Below are 22,074 nucleotides of genomic sequence, written 5' to 3' on the forward strand. Positions count from 1 at the left end.
CTGCGTGACGGCAGGGACAGGTATGGATTCGAGGTGGGAGCGGGGCTGGGAGTTCCGGGGTGGCGGTCTCCTGGGTGCGTCCCGCTGCCCTTGTCAGTACCCCGTCATCTCCAGATAGCCCACCCCCTTGGCGCTGCCCTCCACCCTGACCGGTCCCTCCCAGTAGGGCGTACCCAGGGCCATCCAGGCATCGGGGTTGATCGCCGCGATGCGCAGGTCGAGCTGCTGCCCCGGCAGGCTGATGGACCAGCGTACCGGCACCTCGCGTCCGGCTACCCTGTGGGTGGACTCCGGTGCCAGGCGGATATCGCCGGGATGCAGGGGTTGGTTGTGGCCATCGGCGGCGATCAGGTTACCGAACAGATAATGCTGGCCGTCGGCCTGGCGCAGGCGATAGAGCATCAGCTGGCGACCGTCGTCGAGGTGCAAGGAAAACCAGTCCCAGCCTAGTTGATCGGCAGCCAGATGCTGGCTGCTCCATTCGCGATCCAGCCAGGCGAGACCCTTGACCGGCACGCGCCGGCCCTCGATCTGTAGTTCGCCCTGGGCCTGGAAGAAGGGCTGGCTGTAGTAGTAGGACGCCTGGCCGCTGGCGGATTTACGACTCACCCCGCCTTCGCCCTGGAGCACCAGTGGACCGGTGGCGGCGAGATCCAGCCGATAGGCGAAACCCGGCCCCTTAGCCTGGACCTCGGCCCGCCCGGTCAGGTCGCCGCTCAGCCGCCAGTCGTCGATCCAGGCGGAAAAGGGGGCGGCCGTCACCCCGGCCTGGCCAATGCCGCCGCGACCCTGGGTCTGGACGGAGAACTGGCGGGTTTCGCTGGTGAGCCCGGCATGGCCCAGCCAAAGGTTGCCATTGCCCCAGCCGGGCTGGTCGGCGCCGGGGCGCAGGGCATTGCGGAACAGCGTCCACTGCACGCCGTACTGATGGCCCTCGGCATCGCTGAGGTTGGCGGTGACGTACCACCACTCGATGCGAAAATCCGGATGGGGACCGTGATCGGCGGGAAAGCTGAACACCTTGCCCGGTACCACGGAGGCGAAGTCTTCGCTGCCCTGGCCGAGGCCGGCGAAGCCCTCGGATGCCGGCTGCTTGTTGCAACCGGTGAGCAGCAGGAGTGCGACCAGCAGGGCCCTAGCGTTCATTGCCGAGTTCTCGCAGCAGATCCAGTGGTTGACTGCGCTGCAGCCGCAACAACGGCCAGGCGGCCGCCAGGAGGGTCGCCAGCAGGGCAATGGCAGAAAGCGCCAGCAGTTGACTTGGGAAGACCTGCAGGGGCAGTCGCCAGCCGAAGGCCTGGACGTTCACTACCGCCACCAGGCACCAGGCCAGCAGGATGCCCAGGGGAATGGCGAGGGCCAGGGTGAGAAGGGCAAGCCCCAATAGTTGCCCCAGGCTGAGCAGGATCAGTCGTGGACGCTCGATGCCCAGCGCCCAGAGCGGCGCGAGCTGGCCCAGACGCCGCTGCGCCTGGCCGAGCAGGGCGATGAAGAGGGCGAGGCCGGCCACCGCCAGGGTCAGAGCGTTGAGCGCCGCGGTGGCGCTGAAGGTGCGCTCGAAGACTTGATCGGCATAGCGACGCAACTGCCCCTGGTCGATGGAATGGCTGGTATCCAGCCCGAAGCGCTGCTGCAGCTCGCTACGCAAGGCCTCTACCTGTGGGGGCGCCATGCGAACGACGATGCGCACCAGGGTGGCCTCCGGCCACAGCGCCCGCAGCTGTGCCTGGGACAGCAGCACATGACCGCGCGGATTGCCATAGTCGGCGTAGGTGGCCAATATCGGGGCGGACCAGCGACCTTGGCTCCCCTGCAGCTCCACCCGCTGGCCCTTGACCACGCCCAGGCGGCGGGCCAGTTGCTCGCTGAGCATCAGGCCGTCGCCGGCGAAGAAGGGCGTCCAGGCCTCGCCACCGGCATCCAGCAGCGGCCAGTGTCGACGATAGAGATCAGCGTCCAGGATACCGCTCAGGGTGGACGGCTGGCCTTGAATGCCCGTCTCCAGTTCGTACACCGGCAGCACCGCGCCCACGCTGGGTTGCCGGGGCAGCCAGTCGAGCAGGGCCGCTGCCTGGGTAGCATCCTGCGGACGCAAGTAGAGTTCGGCGGCCAGGCGCTGGTCGAGCCAGCCATCGAAGGTGCGGCGAAAACCCTCGGTCATGCTGCCGGCGCCGACATTGGCCGCCAGGGCCAGCAGCAGCGCCATCAGCGCCTGGGATAGCCCGGGCAGTTGCTGCCGGGCGTCGGCCAGGAACCAGCGCGAAAGGGGACGCCTCGCTCGCTTCAGCAAGAGATCCAGCAGTGCGCTCAGCAGCGGCGGCAGCGCCAGGGCAGCAGCCAGCAACAGGCAGCCGAGCAGGGCCAGGCCGCTGGCCAGGCTGTTGCCGCCCAGCCACAGGACCAGCGCTGCCAGGCCCACCAGCAGGGCGCCCAAGGCCTGGCGCCTGAGCCAGCGGCCATGGGCGGCGCGCCAGGCTTCGCCCTGGGCCAGGGCCAGCAGCGGCAGCCGCGCCGCGCGCCAGAGGCCATCGGCACCGGCCAGCAGGGCGCCGCCCAGGCTGAGGCCGAGTCCGGCCAGCCACCAGGCCGAGCTCAGGGTCAGGCTGCCGGCGACCTCGGCGCCATAGAGGCCGCGCAAGCTGGCCGCCACATCGGGCAACAGCAGCGCGGCCAGGGCATAACCGCTGGCCACGCCCAGGGCACCGGCCACCAGGGCGATCAACGCCAGTTCCAGGGTCAGCGCCAGCACCAGGGTCGCGGCCGAGAGGCCACAGGCGCGCAGAGTACGCAGCAGGGCACGGCGTTGTTCCAGCGCCAGACCGGTGGCGGCATGGACGATGAACAGGCCGACGGCAAAGGCCAGCAGGCCAAGCGCCAGCAGATTGAGGTGGAAGCTGTCCGTCAGACGAGCCAGCTCGGCGCCCTGGTCGTTTTCCACCCGGTGCAGGTCGACGCCGGCTAAGGTGGGCAGCGCGCGCTGAAAGGTCTTAGGCAGGATCAGCCGGGAGAGCTGGTCCGGTGCGTCCAGCAGGCGCTGGCCCTGGCCGATGTCCAGTACCAGGGTACCGGGCGCCAGGCCGGGCCGGGGTTGCAGTGGTGGCAGCGGCAGGCCGTCGGCGCGGTGTAGCACCTGGCCCGCCTGGAGCTGCCATTCACGCAGCGTCTCCGGCGCGATCCAGGTGGTCCCGGCCGGACTGAGGAAGTCGTACAGGGCCGTGGGCGAGGCACCGGCCGCCACCCCCTGGTCACTGGGCAGGCTGACCGGCTCGATGCCCAGCAACGGCAGGGTGCCCTCGCGCTCCGCCAGGGTCAGGCGACCCTGCAGGACGGGCGACACCGGCCAGCCCTGCCGGCGCAACTCGACGAACAGCGCCTGGGTGAAGCGCTTGCCGTCGCGGGCCTCCAGACTCGACTGGTCGGCACCGAAGAGCGCGCTGGCCTGGGCATAGCTCTGGCGGGCCTGGGCATTGAGCGCCAGCACCCCGATCAGCAGTGCCGTCGCCAGCCACAGGCCGGCGATCAGGCCGGCGAGTTGCAGGGGATGCCGCCGCCAGTGGCTGACCAGGCTGTGCAGACTCCAGAAGAGCAGCCTCATGGCCGAGCCACGGCTGCGCCGCCAAGGCGTCCGCGTTCCAGCTGCAGGGTGCGATCGAGATGGCTGGCGATGCGCGCGCTGTGGGTCACCATCAGCAGACTGCTGCCGGTCTCGGCCACCAGCTCCAGCAGCAGCGCCAGGGCCTGGTCGCCGCTGGCTTCGTCGAGATTGCCGGTGGGTTCATCGGCCAGCAGCAGGGGCGGCCGGGAGGCGAGGGCGCGACCCAGGGCCACGCGTTGCTGCTGGCCGCCGGAAAGCTGCTCCGGATAGCGCTCCAGCAGGGCGGCCAGCCCCAGGCGTTCGGCGAGTTCGGTTTGCCAGCGCGGATCATGACGGCCGGCCAGCCGCGCCTGGAAGGCGAGATTGTCGGCCACCGTCAGGCTGGCGATGAGGTTGAATTGCTGGAAGATCAGCCCGATGCCCTCGCGGCGCCAGGCAGCCAGGGCACCTTCGTTGAGGCTGGAGAGCGCTTGGCCAGCGGCCTGGATGTGGCCCTGGTCAGGCCGGTCGAGTCCGGCGACCAGGTGCAGCAGGGTGCTCTTGCCACTGCCGGATTCGCCCATGAGCGCCAGACTCGCGCCCCGTGCCAGGCTGAGGTCCACACCGCGCAGGACCGGCAGCGGGCCCTGGGGCGTTGGATAACTCTTGTGCAGATCGGTGATGGTCAGCATCGCGCCTCCAGCGCCGGTCGTGGTCTGCAATCGACCGGGCGGGGGCGGCGACGTTCAGCGCGGCTAGCGGCGTCTGGTCTTGCCCTTGCCGGTCTTCTCGTCTTCCTCGCGCTGCAGGCGCTCGCACTTGCGCACCATGGTGAGGTAGTACACGGCGCTGCCGGCGAACAGGATGACGGGCAGCGCCAGGGACATCTGCAGCAGGCTGCCGGGGAAGGCACTGGGCACCCAGTGGTGATAGAGCAGAATGCCGATCGCCAGCAGCACCGAGTACAGCAGGCCGTAGCCACCGGCCTTGCGCGATTCGCGGGCGAGGTCGAGGGGCGGGCGATTCAGATCGTTGGGCTCGAACATGGAGGTCTCTGGCAGGCACTGAAGAAGGCGCTAGTTTAGCGCCTGTACGCCTGGCGGTCGCCACTGCTCGGGCGCCCCGGACAAGACGTCGCAGGGGCTGCCCGCCGCTCGTTCACGCGATGTTCAGGCAGACATAAGCTTGAAATCTTATCCTTTGCAGCCATTTAGAGGCCTGGCGATGGCAAGCGAGCAGGTCTCCTTGTAAGCTCGATCAGTTATTTGAACGCGCACAATGCGCACGGATAAGGAATCAACATGAAACAGTATCGGTTGGCAGCAGCGGTGGCCCTGGTGGGTCTGGTTCTGAGCGGCTGCGACTCCAAGCCCAAGGTCGAGCTGGAAAGCCCGGCCCAGAAGGCGTCCTACGGCATCGGCCTGAACATGGGCAAGAGCCTGGCCCAGGAAGGCATCGACGACCTGGATCCCAAGGCCGTCGCCCTGGGTATCGAGGATGCGGTAGGCAAGAAGGATCAGAAGCTGACCGATCAGCAGCTCACCGAAGCCTTCGCCGCCCTGCAGAAGCGTGCCGAAGAGAAGATGACCAAGGTCAGCGAAGACAACGCCAAGGCCGGCAAGAAGTTTCTCGAAGAGAACGGCAAGAAGCCTGGCGTGATCACCACCGCCTCCGGCCTGCAGTATGAAGTGGTCAAGAAGGCCGACGGCCCGCAGCCCAAGCCCACCGATGTGGTCACCGTGCACTACGAGGGCAAGCTGGTCGACGGCACCGTGTTTGATAGCTCCATCAAGCGTGGCACCCCGATCGACCTGCCGGTCAACGGCGTGATCCCGGGCTGGGTCGAGGCGCTGCAGCTGATGCACGTCGGTGAGAAGATCAAGCTGTACATCCCCTCCGAGCTGGCCTACGGCGCCCAGAGCCCGAGCCCGGCGATCCCGGCCAACTCCGTGCTGGTGTTCGACCTGGAACTGCTCGGCATCAAGGACGCCGCTGCCGCGGACGCCGAAGACGCCCCGGCTGCTCCGGCTGCCGATGCTCCGGCCGCTGCCGAAAAGGCCCCGGCCAAGAAGTAACGGGTTCTCGCTCCGCCAAACGCCCTGCTCGCAGGGCGTTTTACATGGTGCCGGGGAAACCCTGGGACATCGGTGCGATCCAAACCCGGGTGTGCGACGCCCTGTGCCCTGCAGGTCCGCACCTATCGTCCTTACCCGCTCGAGGTGTCCATGAAGCCGCCGAAGAACTTTGATCGCTACCTTGGTATCGCCCAGCGGCTGCTGATCCGCGGCCGGCTGCCAGCCCTGTTGCTGGGAGTCGCACGCAAGACCAGCAAGCGGGGGCTCAAGCTCGGCGAGGCGCGCGATACCCTGAGCCTGTTCCATCAACTGCTGCTGGCCTGGTGGCGTGGTCAATACCGCGGGATCAGCCGCAAGACGTTACTGACCGTGGCGGGCGGCCTGGTCTACTTCCTCCTACCCATCGACCTCATTCCCGATTGGGTACCCATGTTCGGCCTGCTCGACGACCTCGCCGTCCTGGCCTGGATCGGCAAGGCCTGCAGCGATGAGCTGGACGGCTTCCGTGCCTGGCGTGATAACCGTACCGCGAGTCAGCAGGCGGCCTTGGCGGCCCTGCCTGACAAGCACGAGCGGCCGGCGGCAGGTGTCGCCCTCGATCAGCTGCGGGATTGAACGGCTTGAGCGTACGCATCAGTCGCCAGCACTGGCTGGCCCTGCTGGATGAACTGGAGAGCGCGCGGCGTAGCCGCAGCCTTCTGACCTATCGCTCGGTCATCGAACGGTTGGGATTGCCCCAGCCGGCGATGGTGACCCTGACCACGGCGCTGGAATACCTGGCCGCTCTCGATCGTCGCGAGGGTCGACCGCTGCGCAGTGCGCTGGTGGTCAGCCAGAGCGGCACCCGTATCCCCCGTGAGGGCTTCTTTGATTGCGCCCTGCGCCTGGGTGCGCTGGAAGGCTCGTCCCAGGTGACCGATGCCGTCAGCTGGCATGCGGCCGAGGTGACGCGGGTGTTCGAGCACCGCTATCCCGATCACCACCAAGAGTAGGCGTCAGGCGCGCATCAGGTGCAGGCTGTAGCCGGGTACCTGCTTCGCGTTGCGCTTGGCTTCCGAGGCGAGGCCGGCCAGGCCGCTGGCATCCACTCGCTTGCCGGCCTCCTTGTCCAGCTCCACGACCCCCAGTGACAGCGACAACAGCGGATACTCGCGACGGCGACCATCTCGGTCGTAGGCAAGAAAACAGCCAGCCTCCAGGTGCTCGCTGCGATAGAAATGCCGGCAGCGCTCCTGGAAGGCCGCCATCAGACCGTTCAGTCTTTTCCGCCAGTCCGCCGAACCCAGCACCACCAGGAAGTCGTCGCCGCCGATGTGGCCGACGAAATCTTGCTGCGGATCCAGGCGCTCGGAAAGCGTCTGCGCCAGGCAGAGCAGGACCTCGTCGCCCTTGGCGTAGCCATAGAGATCATTGAAGGGCTTGAAACCGTCGATGTCGACGTAGCACACCACGGCTTCGCGCTGCTGATCCAGCAAACGCGTGAGGCACTGCTGAATGGGCACATTACCGGGCAGCTGGGTGAGCGGGTTGGCATGCTTGGCCTGCTGAATGCGTTGCTCGGTGATCAGCCGCAAGACATCCATGACTCGACCGACCCCGACATAGCGGCCGCCTTCGGTGATGATGAAATCCTCTTCGATGCGCTGGCGGGCGCGGGTGGTGAGCAGGCGGCTGACCTGTTGCAGCGACTGGTTGGATTCGGTCGCCAGGAAGTCCTGGCTCATCAACCGGGCGATGGGCTTGCGGGCGAACACCTCGTGGGCGAAGGGCTTGAGCAGCGCCGAACTCAGCTCGTGGTGATGGACGATGCCTACTGGGCGGTCGTCGTCATCCACCACCGCCAGGGTATTGAGGCTGGGTTGCAGACGAAAGCGCTCCAGCACCGCCGGGATCAGCATGTCCTGGCCTACGGCGACCTGTTCCACCCGGAGGCCGGCGACCGTGGTGGACTCCTCGGCGAGCTCCGAACTGCGGCTGACCATGACCGGCAACAGGGTCTGGATCTCCCGCGGTGGCGCGGCGGTGGGGCGGCCCAGCAGATAGCCCTGGACCAGGTCGACACCCATGCTGGCCAGGGTCGACAATTCTTCGTGGGTCTCGATGCCTTCGGCGATGACCTGGGCGCGGGAGGCTGCGGCCATCTTCAGGATGGAGCCGACGAATTCGCGCTTCACCGCATCGCGGTGGATGGATTCGATGAAATGCCGATCGATCTTGACGAAGTCCGGGCGCAATTCCGACCAGCGTCTGAGACTGGAATAGCCGGCACCCAGATCGTCCAGAGCGATGGAAAAGCCCATGGCCCGGTAGTGATGCAGGGCGGTGGCCAGCAGCGCGAAGTCATCGATGGGCGCCTGCTCGGTCAGTTCGATGACCACCTGCGCGGGAGACAACCCCAGGCGCTGCAGCAACTTGAGGGTCTGGCCCGACTGGTGCGCCGGTTCCAGCAGGGTTTCCGGGCAGACGTTGAGAAACAGCAGACCATCCAGGGCCAGCTCGCGGAAGGTCAGGCAGGACTGCTGGCGCGCGGCGATTTCCAATTCGGACAGGCGCCCGGCCTGACGGGCGGTGGCATAGAGGGGCAAGGGCGAGTGCAGCGGGGTATTGGAGGCGCCGCGAATGAGGGCCTCATAGCCCAGGATGCGCCGCTCGCTCAACGAAACGATGGGTTGAAAGAGCGAATGCAGCTCGCGGTTGGCGAGAATGCGATCCAACACCCCAGCCTGGTCGTTAAGCGTCATGGTAAGCCTGTAAGAACCCAGAAACGAAAATGCCCGGGGGTCGCACTTGGCGACCCCCGGGCATTTCACGACAGAGATGTGACGCTTTGATGTCAGCGCTTGGGCGGTGTCTGACTCAGGTCGAGATAGTCCAGCATTACATGACCGGACTCCATCAGGTAGGCGTCATCCTGCGGCTTGGTCTTGTCGTCGTCGATCGCGGGATTGTCCTCGTCGATCTTCTTCAACTCCTTGAGCGGGGCTTCGCCCTTCTCCTGGCGACGCTGGTTTTCCATGGCCAACTGGCGGTTGTCCAGGGCGGTCTGTGCAGCGCGCCGCTTCTGCTCGTTGAGGCTGACGGTGGTATCCGCCGCCAGTTCCTGGGCGAGCTTCAGCCGCTCGCGAGCGAAGATGAAGTCGGGATCCTTCTGCACCCGCACGTCATGCCGCTTGACCAGCTCCGGCAGATAGTTGGCGAAGGGGTTGCTCAGGCCGTTCACCGCCGGGGGGATGGTGTCCCAGGGCATGGAGTCGGGCAGGGCGCTTTCGCCGATCTGCTTGGTATCCACCACCGCTGGATAGTCGATGTCCGGCAGCACGCCCTGGTGCTGGGTGCTCTGACCGGAGACGCGGTAGAACTTGGCGATGGTCAGCTTCAGCTCGCCATGGTTGAGCGGCTGGATGGTCTGGACGGTGCCCTTGCCGAAGGTCTGGCCACCGACGATCAGCGCGCGGTGATAGTCCTGCATGGCACCGGCGAAGATCTCCGACGCCGAGGCGGACAACCGATTGACCAGCACGGTCAGGGGGCCCTTGTAGAAGGCACCGCCTTCGTCGTCGGCCAGCACCTCGACCTTGCCGTCGCCATTGCGCACCAGCACGGTGGGGCCCTGGTCGATGAACAGACCGGTCAGCTCGGTGGCTTCCTGCAGCGAGCCACCGCCGTTGTTGCGCAGGTCCAGGACGATGCCGTCGACCTTTTCCTTCTGCAGCTCGCCGATGAGCTTCTTCACGTCACGCGTGGTGCTCTTGTAGTTCGGGTCGCCCGCGCGGTAGGCCTTGAAGTCCAGGTAGAAGGCCGGCACGTTGATCACCCCGAGCTTGTAGTGCTTGCCCTCGTGGGGAACGTCGATCACGTGCTTCTGGGCGGCCTGTTCCTCGAGCTTGACCGCTTCGCGGGTGATGGCGACCACCTTGGTCTTCTGGTCGTTCGGCGCGTTGCTCGCCGGAATGATCTCCAGCCGCACCTTGGAACCCTTGGGCCCGCGAATCAGCTTGACCACCTCGTCCAGACGCCAGCCGATGACATCGACCATCTCGCCATCGCCCTGGGCGACACCGACGATCTTGTCCGCCGGCGCGATCTGCTTGGACTTGTCGGCCGGGCCAGCCGGGACCAGGCGCAGGATCTGCACGTAGTCGTTGTCGTTCTGCAGTACCGCCCCGATGCCTTCGAGCGACAGGCTCATGTTGATGTCGAAGTTCTCGGCGCTTTCCGGCGAGAGGTACTGGGTGTGCGGGTCATAGGACTCGGCGAAGGCGTTGATATAGGCCTGGAAGACGTCTTCGCTGCGGGTCTGATTGAGGCGTGCCAGCTGGTTCTTGTATCTCTTGGTCAGCTGCTGCTGGATCTGCGGGTCGGTCTTGCCGGACAGCCGCAGGCGCAGGACCTCGTCCTTGAGCTTGCGATGCCAGAGATCGTCCAATGCGGCGGTGTCCGCCGGCCAGGCCGCCTTCTCGCGATTGGTGTTGAAGGATTCGTCGACAGTGAAGTCGAGCTTGCCGATACCGGCGTTGAGCAGACCCAGGCCGTAGTTCAGCCGCTCGGTCATGCGTTGGGCATAACGGCGGTAGATGGCGAAGCCCGGTTCGAGATTGCCCTGCTTGAGGTAGTCGTCGAAACGGGTGCGCGCGGCGTCGAATTCGCGGATATCGGCGGCATTGAAATACAGCCGGCCGGGATCAAGCATCTTCAGATAGCTGTCGTAAATCTTGATCGACTGAGCATCGTTGAGCGGCGGCTTGCTGTAATGGTGGCGCTTGAGCAGCTCGACGATGTTGAGGCTGGCGATGACCTGGTCGCGGTCGGGTTGCAGTTTCTCGGCGCCTACCGGCGCGTTGGGCTTGGCGAAGAGGGGCGTTGCGCTGACGCCAAGCAGGACAACGAGGGCGGTACGGGACAAGAGCTGCTTCATGTGTATTCGACTAATGCACGGAAAGGAATAGGCTATAGGCCCTTCCCGGCCCGGGCGGTTCCGCGGCCTGGGGAAGTATGACGGGCGCTGACGAAAGTCGTCTGACGGCGGTCTGAAGGATAGCGACGATCGGAGGGGACGGCTGTGACAGCCCCGCGTCTTCCGGTCCGCTCGACTCCCGCAGAACCCGCCGGCGCAGGCGCTTTTCGTCAAAGCCTGAGCCACTATGGAGGCACCGTGAACGCATTGCAAGGTATCGAAGGGCAACTGGAATGGCAGTCACTGAGCGCTCGCGCTCTGGCGCCCGGGGAAATTCGCATCAAGGTGGCGGCCGCCGGTCTCAACCGCGCCGACCTGCTGCAATTGGCCGGCAACTATCCGCCGCCGCCCGGTGCGCCGGCCACCCTGGGCCTCGAATGCGCCGGGGTGGTCAGCGAGACCACCGCGGATTCGCGCTGGCAGGTCGGTGACCGCGTCTGCGCGCTGCTGGCCGGCGGTGGCATGGCCAGTGAGGTGGTGGTGGATGGACGCCAGGCAGCGTCCGTACCGGACGGCCTATCGCTGATCGAGGCGGCGGCGCTGCCCGAAGTCTGGGCGACCGCCTGGAGCAATCTGTTCGACCTGGCCGCGCTGCAGCCAGGGGAAAAGGTACTGCTGCACGCTGGTGCCAGCGGCGTCGGCTCGGCCGCCATCCAGCTGTGCAAGGCCTTCGGCAATCCCTGCTGGGTCAGCGTCGGCTCCCAGGAGCGCCTGGCCCACTGCGAGCGCCTCGGCGCCGAGGGTGGGGTGCTGCGCAAGACCGATCTGGAAGGCCTGCGCGACTTCGCGCCCTTCCACGTCATCCTCGATCCGGTCGGGGCGAACTATGCATCGCTCAACCTGGATCTGCTGGGCCAGGACGGGCGCTGGGTGCTGATCGGTCTCATGGGCGGCCGCCAGGCCGAGATGGATCTAGGCAAGGTGCTTGGCAAGCGCATTCGCATCATCGGCTCGACCCTGCGCAACCGCTCCGTGGAATTCAAGGCCAAGACCATGAGATCCCTGGAAGCCAAGGTCTGGCCACTGTTCGCCGAAGGCAAGCTGAACGTCAACCTGGAACGCCGCTTCACCGCCCAGAACGCCGAAGCCGCCTTTGCCGCCCTGGAAAGCAACGAGGTGAACGGCAAGGTGGTGTTGGTGCTGGACGAAGGGTTGGAATAGTACCGGCAGGCGCCTATTGATCGCGGTCAGGGCGGTCCGCCGACGATTGGGCGTAGGTTGGGTTGAGCGCAGCGAAGCCCAACGGGTCTTGCTCGGAGCCGGCCATGTTGGGCTTCGACGATAAAGCCGTCTCAACCCAACCTACGAAAGCATCGGCGTCCGTAGGTTGGGTTGAGCGCAGCGAAGCCCAACGGGATCTTGCTCGGAGCCGGCGATGTTGGGCTTCGACGATGGAACCGTCTCAGCCCAACCTACGAAAGCATCGGCGTCCGTAGGAGCGGTCGTAGGTTGGTTGAGCGTAGCGAAGCCCAACAGGGCCCTGCTCGGAGCCGGCCATGTTGGGCTTCGACGATGGGGCTGTCTCAGCCCAACCTACGTCCCCGCGCCGCCATGGACGCGGTGCGAGTTACCGCCAGCTGAGGATCGGCCAGCCGGCCGCTGTGGCGCGTTCGCGCAGTACCGGATCGGGGTTGACCACGTGCGGCTTGCCCACCGCTTCGAGCAGCGGCAGGTCGTTGCGTGAGTCGGAGTAGAAGCTGGTGGAATCCAGCAGGCTGCGGTCGCCGCCGAGCAGTTCCAGCAGGCGGGTGAGCTTGCCTTCGCGAAAGGTCATGACCCCCTCCACCTGGCCGCTGTAGACGCCGTGGCTGACCTGTAGGTCGATGGCCAGCACCTCTTCCACGCCGAGTCGTTCGGCGATGGGCTCCACCAGATGCACCCCGGAGGCCGAGACGATGATCACCCGGTCGCCAGCGGCGCGGTGGGCGGCGATGCACTTCATGGCGTCGCTGAAGATCAGCGGTTCGATGACGTCCTCGACCCAGGGTCCGACCTCGAAATCCACCTCTTCGGGCGTGCGGCCCACCAGGGGTTCGAGGTGGAAGGCCATGTAGTCTTCCATGGCCAGTTCGCCCTGGGCATAGGCCGCCATCAGGTCGCTGTCGCGCCGCACGTAGGACTCGCGGTCGACCCAGCCAAGGACGCCCATCTGCTGGCTCCAGAGACTGGAGCAGTCACCGTCGATAAGGGTTTCGTCGAGATCGAAAATCGCCAGGGTCATGCCACTTCTCTCAGGCTGTCGGAATCGACGGCCAGGGTGACGGCTGTGCCGTTCGGCTGCAAGGCCGTCGGGCCATGGTTGAGAACGTCGACATTGAGTTCGCCGGCTTCGGTGGCGATCCGGTAGCGGATCACGTTACCCAGCAGGCTGTGGCCGACGATGCGGCCGTTGAAGCCACCCGCTACGCCGAGGCGGATGGCCTCGGGGCGAATCGCCACCTGCCCCTGGAAGGTCTGGCCGAACAGCCGGCTGGCCTGGTCGGCGCTGAGCAGGTTGTAGTTGCCGATGAAGCCGGCGGCGAAGGCATCCACCGGCGCGGTGTAGAGCGTCTCGGCATCGCCGCTCTGGACGATGCGTCCTTCGCGCATCAGCACGATGCGATCGGACAGGGTCAGGGCTTCTTCCTGATCATGGGTGACGAACACCGTGGTCAGGCCCAGCTCCTGCTGGATGGCGCGGATCTGTTCACGCAGGTGGCGACGGATGCGGGCATCCAGCGCTGAGAGGGGTTCGTCGAGCAGCAGCAGGCGCGGCCGCACGATCAGCGAGCGCGCCAGGGCCACGCGCTGGCACTGGCCACCGGAGAGCTGATGCGGATAGCGCTCGGCGAAGCCCTGCAGTTCAACCAGGGTCAGGGCCTCGCCCACCCGCTGCCCGATTTCGTCCCGCGCCAGCCGCTGCATGCGCAGGCCGAAGGCGACGTTCTGCGCCACGGTCATGTTGGGGAACAGGGCATAGCTCTGGAACACCATGGCGATACCACGGCGTTGCGGCGGCAGCTTGGTGATGTCCTGGCCGGCCAGCACGATGGCACCGCGATCGACCTCGGTGAGGCCGGCCAGGCAGCGCAGCAGGGTGGACTTGCCGCAGCCCGAGGGGCCGAGCAGCGTCACCAGTTCGCCTTGTTCGGCGTGGAATTCGATGTCGGTGAACAGGGTGTTGGCGCCGTAGCGCTTGTGCAGTCCCTTGACCGCGAGATAGCTCATGTCCGCTCCCGATTCAGGCGATTGGCGATCCAGGTCATCAGCAGCACCGCGAAGAAGTAGGAAATGACCAGGGCGCTGGTCAGGTGGCCGCTGCCGTTGCGCAGGTTGTAGAGATAGATCTGCAGGGTCTCGTAGCGCGTTCCCACCAGTAGGTTGGCGAAGACGAATTCGCCGATGAGAAAGGAAAAGGACAGGAACAGCGCCACCATCAGCCCGGTGCGCAGATTGGGCAGCACCACCAGCAGCGCGGCGCGCCAGGAGCTGGCGCCGAGCAGGTGGGCGGCGTCCATCAGGTCACGCAGGTTGAGCGCCTGGAGGTTGTTGCTGATGGCCCGGTACATGAAGGGCAGGGCGATGGTGAAGTAGCAGAACACCAGAATCCAGGGTGTGCCGGTCAGCGGCAGTGGGCCGCCGGCATAGAGCTGCAGCAGACCCACGGCCGAGACCACCGGCGGTACCGCGAAGGGCAAGAGGATCAGTACATTCATCAATGCATCCAGCCGCGGGAAGTGGTAGGCGATGGCGAACATGGCCGGCAGGATCAGCACGCAGGACAACGCCAGGGCGCCGAAACAGATCGCCAGGGAGCGGCCGAAGGCGGCGAGAAAGCGCGGATCGCTCCACAGTTGCAGGTACCACTTGAACGTGAAGCCGGCCGGCAGCAGGGTCGCCGACCACTGGGTGGCGAGGGAATAGACCAGGGTCGCGGCCAGGGGTGCGAACAGGATCAGAAACAGCAGCCAGACCACCAGGCGATGATAGAGATGCTCAGCTCTGGACATGACGACTCCGCCGCAGCAGCCACTGATGGACGAGGGTGATCAGGGTCATGAAGGCCACCAGCAGCATGGCCAGGGCGGCGGCCAGGTTGGGCTCCAGATAGATGTCGCCGGAGACCAGGGCGGCGATGCGCACCGGCACCACGTTGAAGTTGCCCACGGTGAGGGCGTAGACGGTGGCGTAGGCGCCCAGGGCGTTGGCCAGCAGGATGATGAAGGTGCCCACCAGCGCCGGGCTGAGCACCGGCAGGCCGATATGCCGCCAGTATTGCCAGGTGGCGGCGCCGAGCAGCGCTGCCGCATCGCGCCAGTCCTGCTTCAGGGCCTCGAAGGCCGGAAACAGCAGCAATACGCCCAGGGGGATCTGGAAGTAGGTGTAGATGAGGATCAGGCCGCCCTTGGTGTAGAGGTTGAAGCTCTCGATCAGTCCCAGCTGCTTGAGCGCCAGGGTCAGGCAGCCATTGATGCCCAGCAGGATGATGAAGGCGAAGGCCAGCGGTACCCCGGCGAAGTTGCTGGTCATGTTGGTGAAGGCCACCACGAAGCCGCGCAGTCGCGAGTCCACCCGCGTCAGCGAATAGGCACCGACCAGGGCGATGAGCAGGCCGCAGACGCTGGACCAGAGCGAGATCTCCAGGGAGAAGCGGATGGCCTGCAGGTAAAAGGGCGAGCCGAGGATCTCGGCGTAATTGCCCAGGCCCCAGCCGCTTTCGCTGGAGTCGAAACTGTTGAAGGCGATCCAGGTCAGGGGCGCCAGCTGGAAGGCGCCGAACACCAGCAGGAAAGGCAGGATCAGCAGCAGGGCGAGCCAGGGCCGCTTCATGCCAGCAGCTCCCGGCACCAGGGTTTGTCGTGGGCCAGCCCCAGCAGGCTGCATACCGTTCCGCATATCTCCACCTGCCGCGGCGTGGCCTCGCCCAGGGAGAAGCCTTCGCCGAACACGAACAGCGGAACCTCGCGTTCTTCCGCTAGCGTCCCGCCGTGGCTACGGTCATCGTTCATGCCGTGATCGGCGGTCACCAGCACCTGGTAGCCGGCGTCCAGCCAGGTAGGCAGATAGTGTGACAACAGGCCATCGGCGCGGCGCGCGGCATTGCGGTATTCGGGGCTGGAGAGACCGTGCTTGTGGCCCGCGTCGTCGATGTTCATCGGATGCACCAGCAGGATGTCCGGGGCATGGGTGAGGCGCAGGTGCTCGGCGTCGTCGAACAGGTGGGAATCCGGGTAGTGGTCGGCGTAGTAGAAGTGGCCGTGCTGGATCGGCAGGCCGGTGTCGCTGACGTGCCTGTCCCGGCCCGGCTCGAAGGGGCTGCGGTTATAGAGTTCGCTGACCCAGTGATAGGCGGCTGCCGCGGTGGTGAGACCGGCGGCCCGCGCCAGATGGAACAGGCTGGTCTTGGTCGAGAGTCGATTGACACCGTTGTGGACGATGCCGCTGCTCACCGGTGGCACCCCGGTGAGCAGGCATTCGTAGAGCGGCCGGGAGAGCGAAGGCAACTCGCACTCCAGGCGGTAGAGGCGACCCCGGCCGGCCAGGCACAGCGCCTGAAGGAAGCCGAGTCCGTGTTCGGCGACCCTCAGGGCGAGTCCGTCCAGCACGACCAGGATGACCTTCATGACGTCACTGCTGCATGTTGATCAGGACGTGTTCCTGCCAGAGCCGTGGCAGGCGCTTGGAAGTCTCTTCCCAGGCCTTGGCGTCGGTGATGGGGCGCGCCTTGGCGTATTGCGCCTGGGGCAGCAGCTTGGCCTGGACGTCCGCCGGCAGGGTCAGGTGCTCGGCGCGGATCGGCCGGGCATAGCCCTCGGCCAGGTTGATCTGGCCCGCGTCGGAGAAGATGTACTCACGAGCCAGCTTGGCGGCATTGGGGTGCTTGGCGTACTTGTTGATGATGGTGGTGTAGCCGGAGGTCACCGAGCCGTCGGAAGGGATCAGCACCTCGAAGCGCGAGCGGTCGATCTGGTCGCGGTAGTTCAGGGCATTGAAGTCCCAGACCACGCCCACCTCTACCTCGCCTTTCTCGAGGTTGGCCACTACCGGGTTGGTGAAGGACAGGCGGCCCTGCTTGGCCAGCTTGGCGAAGAAATCCAGCGCCGGCTTGATGTTCTTCTCGTCGCCGCCGTTGGCGTAGGCCGCGGCCAGCACGCCGCTCACCGCCTGGGAGGCGGCACTGACGTCACCGATGGTGACCTTGTAGGTGCCCTTGAGCAGGTCGGCCCAGGAGTGGGGCACGTCCTTGACGGTCTGCTTGTTGACGATGAAGGCGATGGTGCCGGTGTAGGCCAGCGCCCAGTGCCCGTCGCTGTCCTTGGCCCAGCTCGGCACCTGGTCCCAGGTGCTCGGCTTGTAGGGCTGGGTAACGCCCTTCTGCACGGCGATGGGGCCGAAGGAGGCACCGACGTCACCAATGTCGGCGGAGGCGTTTTCGCCTTCGGCGGCGAATTTGGCGATCTCCTGGGCGGAGCTCATGTCGGTGTCCTGGTGCTTGAGGCCGTACTTCTGCTCCAGGTCCTGCCAGGTGCCTTTCCAGTTCGCCCAGGTATCGGGCATGCCGACGCTGTTCACCTGGCCTTCCTTGCGGGCGGCGGCTTCGAGGGCTTTGAGATCGACGGTATCGGCGAAGGCGGTACCGGCCTGTACCGCAACGGCAGTGGCCAACAAGGAAGCAAGCAGACGGGTCATACGGGCGCTCCAGGTGTTAGGGCTTGGTCTAGGTCAGCAAGACACCGGCCAATCTAGGAGCGAGGTATGACGATTTGATGGCAGTTCGCCCCGTTCCACCGCTGGCACCGGCGCTGCAGTCGTCACCAAGCGGTCATCTGGCCGCCCTAGTCTCCCAGCAAACCCTAGTCGAGGCGTTCCGGGTGCACCAATCCGAAGCTGGTCTAGTCCAAAGAGGTGCGCCGGGCGCCAGCGCCATCCGCCAGGCGCTGCAGGAGCAGATCGCCCATGGCCTGCTGCTGGCGATGGAGCGCTTGCCGTCCGAGCGCCAGCTGAGCGAGCTGTTCGCCACCACCCGCATCACCCTGCGTGAGGCCCTGTTGCAACTGGAAGCCCTGGGCCTGATCTATCGCGAAGAGCGGCGCGGCTGGTTCGTTGCGCCGCCACGCCTGGCCTACAACCCCCTGGCCCGCACCCATTTCCACGCCATGGTGGAAGCCCAGGGTCGTCGACCGGCCACCGAGGTGTTGGCGGCGCGGCAGATGCTGGCGTCCGCGGAGATCTGTCGCCTGCTGGAGTTACCGGCGTTGTCCAGCGTCTATCAGATCCGCCGGGTGCGCCGCGTGGACGGCCGGCTGGTGCTCTATGTCGAGCACTACCTCAATGCGGCCTACTTCCCGGGCTTGCTGGAGCACGACCTGCAGCGTTCCCTCACCGAGCTGTATCGCGACCGCTACGACATCCGCTACGGCGAGGTGCGCTTCGAAATTCTGCCGACCGCCTTGTTGCCGGAGGCTGCCCAGGCCCTGCGAGTGGCGCAGGGTAGTCCGGCGCTGCACATCACCCGCATCAACCACGACCAGCAGGGGCGACTGATCGATTGCGACCTGGAATTCTGGCGGCACGACGCCATCCAGGTCAGGGTCGAAGTACCGGACTAGGCTGGCTTCAGAGCGGCAGTTCGCTGCTCGCATAGAAGGCCGTCAGCACCTTGATCAGATGGCCGAGGTCGTGGCTGCCGGCCAATTCGCGGATGGAATGCATGGCGAAGGTGGGCAGGCCGATGTCCACGGTGCGCACTCCCAGCTGACCGGCGGTGATGGGGCCGATGGTGGAGCCGCACCCCATGTCGCTGCGTACCACGAAGCTTTGCACCGGCACCGCTTCGCGTTGGCAGAGGTCGCGGAAGAAGGCCGCGGTTTCGCTGCTGGTGGCATAGCGCTGGTTGGCGTTCACCTTGATCACCGGGCCGCCGTTCAGTTTCGGGCCGTGGTTGCCATCGTGCTTGTCGGCATAGTTGGGGTGCACGCCATGGGCGTTGTCGGCCGAGATCAGCAGCGAACGTTGCAGGGTGCGGGTAAAGGCATCCCCGGCGGGCAGCAGGCGTTGCAGCACCTGTTCGAGGAAGGGACCATCGGCGCCGCAGCAGGAGGTGGAGCCCACTTCCTCGTGATCGGTGCAGACCAGCACGGCGTTCTCGTCGCCCTCGGCGGCCAGCAGGGCTTCCAGACCCGCATGGCAGGACAGCAGGTTGTCCAGGCGCGCGGCGGCGATGAAGTCATCGTCCAGCCCGATCAGGGCGGCGGGCTGGACATCATAGAAGCTCAGTTCGAAATCCAGCACCTCGGCTTGGTCTATGCCGTGTTCCTGCTGCAGGCGCGCGGCCAGCAGGGCGCGGAAGTCGCGCCGCTCGCCGGCAGGCACCTGGGCCAGGATCGGCGGCAGCTCGTTCTGGGCATTGATGGCCCAGCCCTGGTTGGCTTCGCGATTGAGGTGGATGGCCAGGTTGGGGATGATCGCCAGCGGCTTGCGGAAGTCGATCAGCCGACTCTGCACCCGGCCCGCGGCGCGATAGGTCACCCGGCCCGCCAGGGACAGGTCGCGGTCGAACCAGGGCGCCATGAGCATGCCGCCGTAGACCTCGACGCCCAGTTGCCAGAAGCCCTGCCGCTGCAGCTCCGGCTGCGGCTTGACCTTGAGGCAGGGGCTGTCGGTATGGGCGCCGACCAGGCGCAGGCCGCGCTCCAGTGGCTGGGCGCCCAGGCGCACGGCGATCAGCGAGGAATCGTTGCGGGTGACGTAGTAGCGGCCACCCGGCTGCACGGACCAGCTTTCGCGTTCGTCCAGGCGCTGGTAGCCGGCGGCTTCGAGACGGCGGGCGAGGGCCGCGGTGGCGTGGAAGGGCGTGGGCGAAGTGGAGAGGAAATCGATGAGGCCTTGGATCTGATCGGTACGCATGGACGACTCCGGACGACAAGGCGTCCAGTCTAGGTTCTGGACCAAGGGGAGTCGAGCGTAGCGCCCAGGCTCAACGGCGCTGCAGCACCAGGTGGTGGATGTGCCAGTGCTTCGACCGTCCGACCGCGGTGTGGCCGTCCTCTTCCTCCTCGACATGCTGGAGGACTTGCCAGTCCTGGAGCAGCTGCTCCAGGGCAGCGGCGGCGACGACCGTCACGCCCCTGCTGGCCCAGCTGTCCCGCTCGCCGAAGAGCTGGCCGCAGAACAGACCACCCGGGCGCACGGCCGCGGTGATCCTGGTCCAGAGCGCGGGAAAACGCGCCGGTTCGCAAAAGGGCAGGGCGAAGCTGGAATTGACGAGGTCGCAGCGGGGAATTTTGGCCGTCTCGAAGCGCTCTTGGCGGGTCTCCAGACGGGCCTGCAGCAGGACCGGCACGCGCTGGCGCAATCCGCTCAGGGCTTCGGCCTCGGCATCCACCGCCAGCACCTGCCAGCCGCGTTCCAGCAAGACGAGGGTATCGCGTCCGGTGCCACAGCCCAGATCCAGCGCCAATCCTGGCGGACTCGACCAGCAGGCGAGCGCCTGCAGCAGGGTGTCGCGCGGGGCACCCTGGGCGGTGGCGGCGTAGTAGGAGGTCCAGGAGGACAAGAGGCACTCCTTTGGCTGAGCGCCTCAGTATGCCAGCACCGACGGTCAGAAAGGCGCGGGACTGGTAAAGCTCATGCGCTCGCCCGAGAGGGGATGGGTCAGCGTCAGCAGGCGCGCGTGCAGGCAGAGCCGCGGCTGGGCCGCCAGGGCCTCGCCCTCGGCATAGAGTTGATCGCCCAGCAGCGGATGACCGATGCTTAGCATATGGACCCGCAGCTGATGCGACCGTCCGGTGATGGGGGTGAGTTCCACCCGGCTGTAGTGGCCGTGGCGCTCCAGCAGCTGCCAGAAGGTCAGGGCATGGCGGCCCAGTTCGTGATCCACAACATGGCGCGGCTTGGTCGGCGGGTCGTAGCGCAGCGGCAATTCGATGCGGCCACTATTGGCCTCCGGCGCGCCCCAGCAGAGCGCGGTGTAGGCTTTTTCCGTTTCCCGATCATGGAACTGTCGCGACAGCTCGCGATGGCTGTCGGCATCCCGCGCCAGCACGATGACCCCGGAGGTCTCCCAGTCCAGTCGATGGACGATGCGGGCCTCTGGATAGCCGTTGTCCTGCAGGCGGGTCACCAGGCAATCGCGGTTGTCTTCGGCGCGACCGGGGACCGACAGCAGCAGGGTGGGCTTGTCGACCACCAGCAGGGCGTCGTCCTGGTGAATGATGCGGATGTTGGAGAGAGGCATGGGATTCCTAGAGGCCATGGTTTCGAATCCTGGCGTCCGCTTGGCAGGTGCCCGGAAATTCGACAGGGCTTAAACGCCAACGGCGGCCCTGGGGCCGCCGCTGTCCTGCCTGGTTCGCGTTAGCGGTCGGGCAGGGTGATGTTGAGTTCGAGGATGGAGCAGCTGCCCTGGTTTTCCAGCTCTACCTGGATCTGGTCCTGCTCGATCGGCACGTACTTGCGGATCACTTCCAGCAGGTCCTTCTGCAGCTGCGGCAGATAGTCCGGCTGCTCGTGGCGACCACGCTCGTGGGCCACGATGATCTGTAGCCGTTCCTTGGCTATCGAAGCGCTGTTCTGCTTCTTCCGGTCGCGAAAGAAGTCGAAGATGTTCATTCGGCACCACCCCCGAACAGACGTTGCAGGAAGCCTTTCTTCTTCACGTCGAGGAAGCGATAGGCCACTTCCTTGCCGAGCAGTCGCTCCACGGTATCACTGTAAGCCTGACCGGCGTCGCTCTGTTCGTCGAGAATCACCGGAATGCCCTGGTTCGAGGCCTTGAGCACCGCCTGGGATTCGGGGATCACGCCGAGCAGGCGAATGGACAGGATCTCTTCCACGTCCTCGACGCCAAGCATCTCGCCCTTGGTGACACGCTCGGGGTTGTAGCGGGTCAGCAGCAGGTGCTCCTTGATGGCTTCTTCGCCCTTTTCGGCGCGGCGCGATTTGCTGGCCAGCAGGCCGAGCATGCGGTCGGAGTCACGCACCGAGGAGACCTCGGGGTTGGTGACCACGATGGCCTCGTCGGCGAAGTACATCGCCAGGTGGGCACCCTTCTCGATCCCTGCGGGAGAGTCGCAGACGATGAAGTCGAAGGTCTGCTTGAGTTCGTTGATCACGCGCTCGACGCCGTCCTGGGTCAGGGCGTCCTTGTCGCGGGTCTGGCTGGCAGCCAGCACGAACAGGTTTTCGAGGCGCTTGTCCTTGATCAGGGCCTGGCTCAGGGTGGCTTCGTTGTTGATCACGTTGACGAAGTCATACACCACCCGGCGCTCGCAACCCATGATCAGGTCGAGGTTACGCAGGCCAACGTCGAAGTCGACGATGACGGTCTTGTGGCCGCGCAGAGCGAGACCGGTACCGATGGCAGCGCTGCTGGTGGTCTTGCCGACGCCGCCCTTGCCGGAGGTGACTACGAGTACTTTGGCCAAACTGATTCACCTTGATCGAAAGTAATAACTGAAGCGACTCGGTGCCCTCGGTGACGAGATTGCAGG

22 protein-coding genes are annotated in these 22,074 nt (G+C 65.9%); 5 read left to right on the top strand and 17 right to left on the bottom strand.

Annotated features, from left to right (window positions below):
- Positions 1-93: 93 nt before the first annotated feature.
- From C722_RS0123035 to C722_RS0123050, 4 genes are all read right to left on the bottom strand, one after another.
- A complete protein-coding gene (locus C722_RS0123035; RefSeq protein WP_017642773.1) occupies positions 94-1,146 on the bottom strand; it encodes a lipocalin-like domain-containing protein in 1,053 nt (350 codons plus the stop codon).
- The gene (locus C722_RS0123040; RefSeq protein WP_017642774.1) at positions 1,136-3,595 is read right to left on the bottom strand and encodes an FtsX-like permease family protein; all 2,460 of its coding nucleotides are present in this window, start codon (positions 3,593-3,595) and stop codon (positions 1,136-1,138) included. The genes C722_RS0123035 and C722_RS0123040 overlap by 11 nt, the downstream gene beginning before the upstream one ends.
- Positions 3,592-4,266: an ABC transporter ATP-binding protein gene (locus C722_RS0123045; RefSeq protein WP_017642775.1), complete on the bottom strand. Its 675-nt coding sequence runs from the start codon at positions 4,264-4,266 to the stop codon at positions 3,592-3,594. Before C722_RS0123045 ends, C722_RS0123040 begins: the two co-directional genes overlap by 4 nt.
- A gap of 63 nt (positions 4,267-4,329) precedes the next feature.
- Entirely contained in the window at positions 4,330-4,620 is a 291-nt protein-coding gene (locus C722_RS0123050) for a hypothetical protein (protein WP_017642776.1), read from the bottom strand.
- A 255-nt stretch (positions 4,621-4,875) separates the two neighbouring features.
- Here C722_RS0123050 and C722_RS0123055 point away from each other — a divergent pair, with 255 nt between their 5' ends.
- The 3 genes from C722_RS0123055 to C722_RS0123065 all read left to right on the top strand — a co-directional run bounded on the left by C722_RS0123055 (position 4,876) and on the right by C722_RS0123065 (position 6,641).
- Positions 4,876-5,649 (top strand): FKBP-type peptidyl-prolyl cis-trans isomerase, encoded by a 774-nt coding sequence (locus tag C722_RS0123055; protein WP_017642777.1) that lies wholly within the window; start codon positions 4,876-4,878, stop codon positions 5,647-5,649.
- A gap of 150 nt (positions 5,650-5,799) precedes the next feature.
- Positions 5,800-6,264, top strand: coding sequence for a YkvA family protein (locus C722_RS0123060; RefSeq protein WP_017642778.1), 465 nt, complete (start codon positions 5,800-5,802; stop codon positions 6,262-6,264).
- A gap of 5 nt (positions 6,265-6,269) precedes the next feature.
- Positions 6,270-6,641 (top strand): hypothetical protein, encoded by a 372-nt coding sequence (locus C722_RS0123065; protein ID WP_017642779.1) that lies wholly within the window; start codon positions 6,270-6,272, stop codon positions 6,639-6,641.
- 3 nt (positions 6,642-6,644) lie between these two features.
- Here C722_RS0123065 and C722_RS0123070 read toward each other — a convergent pair whose 3' ends face one another.
- Both C722_RS0123070 and C722_RS0123075 read right to left on the bottom strand, forming a co-directional pair.
- A complete protein-coding gene (locus C722_RS0123070) occupies positions 6,645-8,390 on the bottom strand; it encodes a bifunctional diguanylate cyclase/phosphodiesterase (protein ID WP_026084047.1) in 1,746 nt (581 codons plus the stop codon).
- 92 nt (positions 8,391-8,482) lie between these two features.
- Entirely contained in the window at positions 8,483-10,564 is a 2,082-nt protein-coding gene (locus C722_RS0123075) for a carboxy terminal-processing peptidase (RefSeq protein ID WP_017642781.1), read from the bottom strand.
- A gap of 237 nt (positions 10,565-10,801) precedes the next feature.
- On the opposite strand from C722_RS0123075, the gene C722_RS0123080 reads away from it, so the two are divergent.
- Complete coding sequence (locus C722_RS0123080) at positions 10,802-11,764, top strand: NAD(P)H-quinone oxidoreductase (RefSeq protein ID WP_026084048.1); 963 nt, start codon at positions 10,802-10,804, stop codon at positions 11,762-11,764.
- A 406-nt stretch (positions 11,765-12,170) separates the two neighbouring features.
- Here C722_RS0123080 and C722_RS0123085 read toward each other — a convergent pair whose 3' ends face one another.
- Genes C722_RS0123085 through C722_RS0123110 form a run of 6 tightly spaced genes read right to left on the bottom strand, consistent with a single transcriptional unit; the run spans position 12,171 to position 17,272 of the window.
- Positions 12,171-12,824, bottom strand: a complete 654-nt coding sequence (locus C722_RS0123085) for an HAD family phosphatase (protein ID WP_017642783.1) — start codon at positions 12,822-12,824, stop codon at positions 12,171-12,173.
- Positions 12,821-13,810: an ABC transporter ATP-binding protein gene (locus tag C722_RS0123090; protein ID WP_017642784.1), complete on the bottom strand. Its 990-nt coding sequence runs from the start codon at positions 13,808-13,810 to the stop codon at positions 12,821-12,823. Before C722_RS0123090 ends, C722_RS0123085 begins: the two co-directional genes overlap by 4 nt.
- A complete protein-coding gene (locus C722_RS0123095) occupies positions 13,807-14,592 on the bottom strand; it encodes an ABC transporter permease (protein ID WP_017642785.1) in 786 nt (261 codons plus the stop codon). The genes C722_RS0123090 and C722_RS0123095 overlap by 4 nt, the downstream gene beginning before the upstream one ends.
- Positions 14,579-15,412 (bottom strand): ABC transporter permease subunit, encoded by an 834-nt coding sequence (locus C722_RS0123100; protein ID WP_017642786.1) that lies wholly within the window; start codon positions 15,410-15,412, stop codon positions 14,579-14,581. The genes C722_RS0123095 and C722_RS0123100 overlap by 14 nt, the downstream gene beginning before the upstream one ends.
- A complete protein-coding gene (locus tag C722_RS0123105; RefSeq protein ID WP_017642787.1) occupies positions 15,409-16,206 on the bottom strand; it encodes an alkaline phosphatase family protein in 798 nt (265 codons plus the stop codon). Before C722_RS0123105 ends, C722_RS0123100 begins: the two co-directional genes overlap by 4 nt.
- 4 nt (positions 16,207-16,210) lie before the next feature.
- A complete protein-coding gene (locus C722_RS0123110) occupies positions 16,211-17,272 on the bottom strand; it encodes an ABC transporter substrate-binding protein (RefSeq protein WP_017642788.1) in 1,062 nt (353 codons plus the stop codon).
- Between the two features lie 182 nt (positions 17,273-17,454).
- Here C722_RS0123110 and C722_RS0123115 point away from each other — a divergent pair, with 182 nt between their 5' ends.
- The gene (locus tag C722_RS0123115; protein WP_017642789.1) at positions 17,455-18,192 is read left to right on the top strand and encodes a UTRA domain-containing protein; all 738 of its coding nucleotides are present in this window, start codon (positions 17,455-17,457) and stop codon (positions 18,190-18,192) included.
- A gap of 7 nt (positions 18,193-18,199) precedes the next feature.
- On the opposite strand, the gene C722_RS0123120 is transcribed toward C722_RS0123115, so the two are convergent.
- The 5 genes from C722_RS0123120 to minD form a co-directional block, all read right to left on the bottom strand.
- Positions 18,200-19,489, bottom strand: a complete 1,290-nt coding sequence (locus C722_RS0123120) for a M18 family aminopeptidase (protein ID WP_017642790.1) — start codon at positions 19,487-19,489, stop codon at positions 18,200-18,202.
- 70 nt (positions 19,490-19,559) lie between these two features.
- Positions 19,560-20,138: a trans-aconitate 2-methyltransferase gene (locus tag C722_RS0123125; protein ID WP_017642791.1), complete on the bottom strand. Its 579-nt coding sequence runs from the start codon at positions 20,136-20,138 to the stop codon at positions 19,560-19,562.
- Between the two features lie 45 nt (positions 20,139-20,183).
- Complete coding sequence (locus tag C722_RS0123130) at positions 20,184-20,819, bottom strand: RluA family pseudouridine synthase (protein WP_017642792.1); 636 nt, start codon at positions 20,817-20,819, stop codon at positions 20,184-20,186.
- Between the two features lie 119 nt (positions 20,820-20,938).
- Positions 20,939-21,193 carry a cell division topological specificity factor MinE gene (minE, locus tag C722_RS0123135; protein ID WP_017642793.1) on the bottom strand — a complete coding sequence of 85 codons (255 nt, stop codon included), beginning with the start codon at positions 21,191-21,193 and terminating at the stop codon, positions 20,939-20,941.
- A complete protein-coding gene (gene minD, locus C722_RS0123140; protein WP_017642794.1) occupies positions 21,190-22,008 on the bottom strand; it encodes a septum site-determining protein MinD in 819 nt (272 codons plus the stop codon). Before minD ends, minE begins: the two co-directional genes overlap by 4 nt.
- Positions 22,009-22,074 lie beyond the last annotated feature (66 nt).

The organism is Pseudomonas sp. 313, assembly GCF_000316965.1.
Taxonomy (GTDB): Bacteria; Pseudomonadota; Gammaproteobacteria; order Pseudomonadales; family Pseudomonadaceae; genus Chryseomonas; species Chryseomonas benzopyrenica.